General features: G+C 54.7%; 7 protein-coding genes. 2 read left to right on the top strand and 5 right to left on the bottom strand.

The features are described from left to right. The first annotated feature begins 259 nt into the window (after positions 1-259). Together purH and purD are read left to right on the top strand one after the other, a co-directional pair. Complete coding sequence (gene purH, locus ACS603_RS22720) at positions 260-1,849, top strand: bifunctional phosphoribosylaminoimidazolecarboxamide formyltransferase/IMP cyclohydrolase (protein WP_182063265.1); 1,590 nt, start codon at positions 260-262, stop codon at positions 1,847-1,849. A 15-nt stretch (positions 1,850-1,864) separates the two neighbouring features. After that, entirely contained in the window at positions 1,865-3,157 is a 1,293-nt protein-coding gene (purD, locus tag ACS603_RS22715; RefSeq protein WP_474944969.1) for a phosphoribosylamine--glycine ligase, read from the top strand. Between the two features lie 51 nt (positions 3,158-3,208). Here the strand turns inward: purD and ACS603_RS22710 are convergent, their stop codons facing one another. The 5 genes from ACS603_RS22710 to hemE form a co-directional block, all read right to left on the bottom strand. After that, the gene (locus ACS603_RS22710) at positions 3,209-3,901 is read right to left on the bottom strand and encodes a DUF1481 domain-containing protein (RefSeq protein WP_474944968.1); all 693 of its coding nucleotides are present in this window, start codon (positions 3,899-3,901) and stop codon (positions 3,209-3,211) included. Positions 3,902-3,912: 11 nt separating this feature from the next. Beyond that, positions 3,913-4,185 (bottom strand): nucleoid-associated protein HU-alpha, encoded by a 273-nt coding sequence (gene hupA / locus ACS603_RS22705; protein WP_002445246.1) that lies wholly within the window; start codon positions 4,183-4,185, stop codon positions 3,913-3,915. 186 nt (positions 4,186-4,371) lie between these two features. Then, entirely contained in the window at positions 4,372-4,962 is a 591-nt protein-coding gene (locus ACS603_RS22700) for a YjaG family protein (RefSeq protein ID WP_014068465.1), read from the bottom strand. Between the two features lie 41 nt (positions 4,963-5,003). Further along, positions 5,004-5,675, bottom strand: a complete 672-nt coding sequence (gene nfi, locus ACS603_RS22695) for a deoxyribonuclease V (RefSeq protein ID WP_474944967.1) — start codon at positions 5,673-5,675, stop codon at positions 5,004-5,006. Between the two features lie 9 nt (positions 5,676-5,684). Then, positions 5,685-6,749: a uroporphyrinogen decarboxylase gene (gene hemE / locus ACS603_RS22690; RefSeq protein WP_182063261.1), complete on the bottom strand. Its 1,065-nt coding sequence runs from the start codon at positions 6,747-6,749 to the stop codon at positions 5,685-5,687. Positions 6,750-6,757: the final 8 nt, after the last annotated feature.

The raw sequence follows: 6,757 nt of genomic DNA, 5'->3' as shown, positions 1-6,757 counted from the left end.
GTTCTCCGCAGGCCGCAATAGAAAAATTGCAGAAAAATGACTGACTGCTGCATTCCACAGCAAAACCCCGCCTTATACCTTTTTACACACAGACTTATCCACAACACTACGAAAAAGTGAAAATTCGCGAGCGTTGCGCAAACGTTTTCGTTAAAATGCTCGCGCCTGACAAGGATGTCCCGTTAGGGGTGTTAGCTGAGTTTTTTTGTGGAAAATTCATCTAACGCTCACTGTAATCGTGAAATCCAGGGGATTTACCATGCAACAACGTCGTCCAATCCGCCGCGCTCTGCTCAGTGTTTCTGATAAAGCCGGTATCGTCGAATTCGCTCAGGCACTTTCTGCACGTGGTGTAGAGCTGCTTTCTACTGGCGGAACTGCTCGCCTGTTAGCAGATAAAGGCTTGCCGGTTACCGAAGTGTCCGATTACACCGGTTTCCCGGAAATGATGGATGGACGCGTGAAAACTCTGCACCCGAAAGTGCATGGCGGCATCCTTGGCCGTCGCGGCCAGGATGACGGTATTATGGAACAACATGATATTGCGCCGATCGACATGGTTGTTGTTAACCTCTACCCATTTGCCCAGACCGTTGCCCGCGAAGGCTGCTCTCTGGAAGATGCAGTAGAGAATATTGATATCGGTGGCCCAACCATGGTGCGCTCCGCTGCCAAGAACCATAAAGATGTTGCCATCGTGGTTAAGAGCAACGACTACGCTGCCATTATTAATGAGATGGATGCCAACGAAGGCTCCCTGACTCTGGATACGCGTTTCGACCTCGCCATTAAAGCTTTCGAACACACCGCCGCTTACGACAGCATGATCGCCAACTACTTCGGTAGCCTGGTGCCAGCTTATCATGGCGAAAGCCGTGAGCCGTCTGGTCGCTTCCCACGTACCCTGAACCTGAACTTCATTAAGAAGCAGGATATGCGTTACGGTGAGAACAGCCACCAGCAGGCTGCCTTCTATATAGAAGAAGAAGTAAAAGAAGCATCTGTGGCGACTGCACAGCAGGTTCAGGGCAAAGCGCTCTCTTATAACAACATTGCCGACACCGATGCCGCGCTGGAATGTGTGAAAGAGTTCAGCGAGCCAGCCTGCGTTATTGTGAAGCACGCAAACCCATGCGGCGTGGCGGTAAGCACCTCTATTCTGGATGCCTACGATCGCGCTTATAAAACTGACCCGACCTCTGCATTCGGCGGCATTATTGCTTTCAACCGCGAACTGGATGCTGAAACCGCACAGGCCATCATCTCCCGTCAGTTTGTTGAAGTGATCATCGCGCCATCTGCCACGGAAGAAGCCCTGAAAATCACCGCCGCAAAACAGAACGTGCGCGTGCTGGTTTGCGGTCAGTGGGCTGAGCGCGTATCAGGCCTGGACTTCAAACGCGTGAACGGCGGCCTGCTGGTTCAGGATCGCGATCTGGGTATGGTCACGGCGGGTGATCTGCGCGTTGTAACTAAGCGCCAGCCAACCGAGCAGGAACTGCGTGATGCGCTGTTCTGCTGGAAAGTGGCGAAGTTCGTGAAATCCAACGCCATTGTTTATGCAAAAGAGAACATGACCATCGGAATAGGCGCAGGCCAGATGAGCCGCGTTTATTCTGCCAAAATCGCCGGCATCAAAGCAGGTGACGAAGGTCTGGAAGTGAAAGGCTCCGCCATGGCGTCTGACGCCTTCTTCCCGTTCCGTGACGGTATCGATGCTGCCGCAGCTGTAGGTATCACCTGTGTGATCCAGCCTGGCGGTTCCATTCGTGACGACGAAGTGATTGCCGCAGCCGATGAACACGGCATTGCGATGATCTTCACCGACATGCGCCACTTCCGCCATTAATCCACGGAGCAGACAATGAAAGTATTAGTGATTGGTAACGGCGGGCGCGAGCACGCTCTGGCGTGGAAAGCAGCACAATCCCCGCTGGTGAAAACCGTCTTTGTCGCACCAGGCAACGCCGGTACGGCGCTGGAGCCTGCGCTGCAAAACGTGGCTATCGGCGTAACAGATATCCCGGCGCTGCTGAGCTTTGCCCAGAACGAGAAGATCGACCTGACTATCGTTGGCCCGGAAGCTCCGCTGGTGATTGGCGTGGTTGATGCATTCCGCGCTGCGGGCCTGAAAATCTTCGGTCCAACCGAAGGCGCCGCGCAGCTCGAAGGCTCCAAAGCGTTCACCAAAGATTTCCTCGCTCGCCACAATATTCCCACTGCGGAATACCAGAACTTCACGGAAGTTGAGCCAGCCCTGGCTTATCTGCGTGAAAAAGGCGCGCCGATTGTTATTAAAGCCGACGGCCTGGCTGCCGGTAAAGGCGTTATCGTGGCGATGACCCTCGAAGAAGCAGAAGCTGCAGTCCAGGATATGCTGGCAGGCAACGCGTTTGGTGACGCTGGCCACCGTATTGTTATCGAGGAGTTCCTCGACGGTGAAGAGGCGAGCTTTATCGTGATGGTCGACGGCGAGCACGTACTGCCAATGGCCACCAGCCAGGATCACAAACGTGTTGGCGATGCGGATACCGGCCCGAATACTGGCGGTATGGGCGCGTACTCCCCGGCTCCGGTCGTGACTGATGACGTGCATCAGCGCACGATGGATCGCATTATCTGGCCAACCGTAAAAGGCATGGCGGCCGAAGGTAACACCTACACCGGTTTCCTCTATGCGGGCCTGATGATCGACAAGCAGGGTAATCCGAAGGTTATCGAGTTCAACTGTCGCTTTGGCGATCCTGAAACTCAGCCGATCATGCTGCGCATGAAATCCGATCTGGTTGATCTGTGCCTGGCGGCTTGCGAAGGCAAGCTGGACGAGAAAAACTCCGAGTGGGACGAACGTGCTTCTCTGGGCGTGGTGATTGCTGCGGGCGGTTATCCGGGTAACTACAACACCGGTGACGAAATCCACGGTCTGCCGCTGGAAGAGACTGAAGGCGGTAAGGTATTCCATGCGGGGACGAAACTGTCTGATGACGATCGCGTGCTGACCAACGGTGGCCGCGTGCTGTGCGCGACTGCGCTTGGCGATACCGTCGCAGAGGCTCAAAAGCGTGCGTATGCGTTGATGGCAGATCTTCACTGGAACGGTAGCTTCAGCCGCCGGGATATTGGTTATCGCGCGATAGCGCGTGAGCAGGGCGAGTAATACCCCCTAACCCTAACCCTAACCCTCTCCCTTTGGGAGAGGGAAATTACGTCAGAAACTCTTCTCCATCGGCTGCCAGGTGCAGAAATCTTCGTTCGCCACCAGCAGCAGCTGAGATCCTTCCGGTGCTTCCAGCCAGGATACACTCACTTCAACCGACGACTTTTGCTGTCGACGTTGAATATGTTGTATCGCCCAGGTTTCAAGTTCAGGCTTCACCGTCTGCCCTTCGCAGGTGGTGACCGTACCATCCATATGCCAGCGTCCCTGACGCAGCACGACACGTCCCTGACGCAGCGCATCGCTGGTCTGACGAATTTGTTCAGCACGGTATTTATAGAGGGCGATTTGATCGCTGGAAAGTTGCTGCTTTTGCCCACTCACTTCACGCTGCATAAAACTCAGCTCGCCATGGTCGTCAAAACGCACACGGACATGTTCGGGGGTCTTACTGTAGATATTCAGCTCGATAAGCGACAGGGTGTCGTCTTGCCAGCGGTACTCAGCGGTTGAGGTATCGCCGCTATGCCACGGGCTGAAGGCAGAGAGAAGATGAACTTCCCCGCCAGAATCTTTGCGCCATATCCTGACTGCTCCCTGGTTGTCAGCGTAGCCGCTGCCGGTAAACGGTGGCAGAGAGGAGTCATGGCTACAGGCTGACAGCAACAGCACGCCGGCCAGCGCGAGTGCACCACGCCAGACAGACAAAAGGGGCGTTACCGCCCCTTCGTTAAAACTGTTCACTGCCACGCGTCTTACTTAACAGCGTCTTTCAGTGCTTTACCAGAAACAAATGCCGGCACGTTAGCTGCGGCGATTTTGATTTCTTTACCGGTCTGCGGGTTGCGGCCAGTACGCTCAGCGCGGTGGTTCACTTTGAAGGTACCGAAACCAACCAGTTGTACAGCATCGCCTTCTTTCAGAGACTCAGTAATAGCAGCCAGGGTAGATTCCAGAGCAGCTTTAGCCTGCACTTTAGACAGATCAGCCTTGTCCGCAATTACATCAATCAGTTGAGTCTTGTTCATAAGTTATCCTTTCAATGTGTTTATCGCTTGCTAAGCATCGAGTGCGACGAAAATGCCAAAAAAGCACTCTCCTGCATACACGCACCGATAGCCACTTTTTTTCGCCCCCCAAATGTAGACCAGACGGGGGGCGAAAGGGAAGAGTCGAGGAGTGACAAAACAGGCGTTAAATCACGTTTTGTTGACTCATTGGTTAAAAATTATACCAATATTACTCTCGGCGGCCTCACGTAAGTCCGCACGAAGCCCTTTGATCAGCTCAATATCGCGTTCTTCGCACTCTGCCAGTAATCGGAAAATCTCCCACTGAATATCCCATTCCTGCTCAACTGCGGGGTTCGCTCTCAGTTCTTCATCGGTCATTTCGCGACCTTCCTGGGTCATTTCCAGCATCGCAACGGTAGTAATCGATGCCTTACTGACTTCAATGGCGTGCTCCAGGGTTTCGCCACTCAGACGGGAGTGAATCAGTTCACTTAATGCCACGCAGGCATCAATTGCCGGATAGACACCGTACAAGTCGAAATCATCCGCTACCGGAATGGCCTCTTCCAGCTTTTCAAGCTGAGAGTCGAAGTTCACCTTCGCGTCTTTGACGGTCAGCGTTTCCCAGATGAGATCCAGAATACGGCGATAGATATGGCCATCACCAAATTCCGTCTGCTTGCAGAACGCGGCGTAGTTGGGATACATGCGCTCGCACAGGCAAGCCATAAAAGTGACGTGCTGCCAGCTTTCCAGCTTCTCAAGGCGCAGATGAATCGGGTTTTGTAACATGATGATGTCTCGAATCGGAAATTAGCGGCAGTTTACCTGAATCATCGCTGAATTTCCTGCCAGCGAATAAAAGCCGGTCGCTGTGATGCAACGGCATCCGCCCAGCGTGTTGGCTCCGGTAAACGATATCCTCTTGTGCAACGCTGCACCCACGTTAGCGCACTGTCCATACTGACCCGGTGCCCGGTGGCGATAAACAGCGGATTACAGCGCGCTTTACTGCGCCAGACCCATGCCAGCTGCTCGCCTTTATCCATCAGGGGGCCGAGGGCGCCCGCTTCGGCAGAAAGAGGCTCAAACGCACCGTACAGGCGCTTTTTGGCGACACCTATCGTTGGCACATCCACCAGCAGGCCAAAATGGCTGGCAACACCCAACCGGCGCGGATGAGAAATACCGTGCCCGTCAACGAACAGCAGGTCAGGTTTTTGCGAGAGGAGCTCCCACGCGACCAGCAGCGCGGGATATTCACGAAAGGAGAGAAAACCTGGAATGTAAGGCATGGTGGTAGCGATACGCGCTACCTTGTATTCCACCAGCTCCAGCGAAGGGTACTTCAATACCACCATCGCGGCTCGCGTCACCTCCCCGCCCTGCTCAAACCCCACATCGGCGCCACCAATATACTGCGGCGGATTCTTATCGAGTTGATCCTCGCGGATCACCGATGATGCCAGTTCCAACTGCTGAGCGCGTAATGACGCGAGATCCATAGCTATTCCTTACTTGTGGTACTGCGCAGACAACCGGTGTACCGCCTCCACAAACGCACCCGCGTGCTCAGGCGGTACATCCTGATGAATACCGTGGCCGAGGTTAAAGACGTGGCCTTCACCCTGACCAAAGCCCGCCAGAATAGTTGCGACCTCTTCTTCGATACGTGCAGGCGGTGCATACAGCATGGATGGGTCCATATTGCCTTGCAGCGCCACTTTGTCGCCCACGCGGCGACGTGCATCAGCGATATCGGTCGTCCAGTCCAGCCCAAGCGCGTCACAGCCTGTTGCTGCCATCGCTTCGAGCCACTGACCGCCACCTTTGGTGAACAGCGTTACCGGCACGCGGCGGCCTTCATTTTCGCGCAGCAGACCATCAACGATTTTGTGCATGTAATAGAGCGAGAATTGCTGATAATCGCGCCCGGTCAGCACACCACCCCAGGTATCGAAAATCATCACTGACTGCGCACCCGCTTTAATTTGGGCATTCAGATACAGCGTGACGCTCTTCGCCAGCTTGTCGAGCAGCGCATGCAGCGCCAGTGGCTCGGCATACATCATCTTTTTGATCACGGTAAAGGCTTTGCTGCTGCCACCTTCAACCATGTAAGTCGCCAGCGTCCACGGGCTGCCGGAGAAGCCAATCAGCGGCACTTCGCCTTTCAGCTCACGGCGGATGGTGCGTACCGCATTCATCACATAGCCCAGTTCACCCTCAGGGTCTGGGATCGGCAGCTTATCGACGTCGGCTTTGCTCTTAATCGGAGAGGTGAAACGTGGGCCTTCGCCCGTTTCGAAATACAGCCCAAGACCCATGGCATCAGGGATAGTCAGAATGTCCGAAAAGAGGATCGCCGCATCCAGTGGATAACGTCGCAGCGGCTGGAGCGTGACTTCGCAAGCCAGTTCCGCATTTTTGCACAGCGACATAAAATCCCCCGCCTGGGCACGGGTGGCTTTGTACTCCGGGAGATAGCGGCCAGCCTGGCGCATCATCCACACCGGAGTGACATCAACGGGCTGGCGCAGCAGCGCACGCAGATAACGATCGTTCTTCAGTTCGGTCATTTTTGCAG

This window comes from Enterobacter sp. Li2LvB3 (assembly GCF_056156645.1).
Note: the sequence above shows the minus strand (reverse complement) of the source record. Positions and strands in the feature narration are given on the sequence as shown.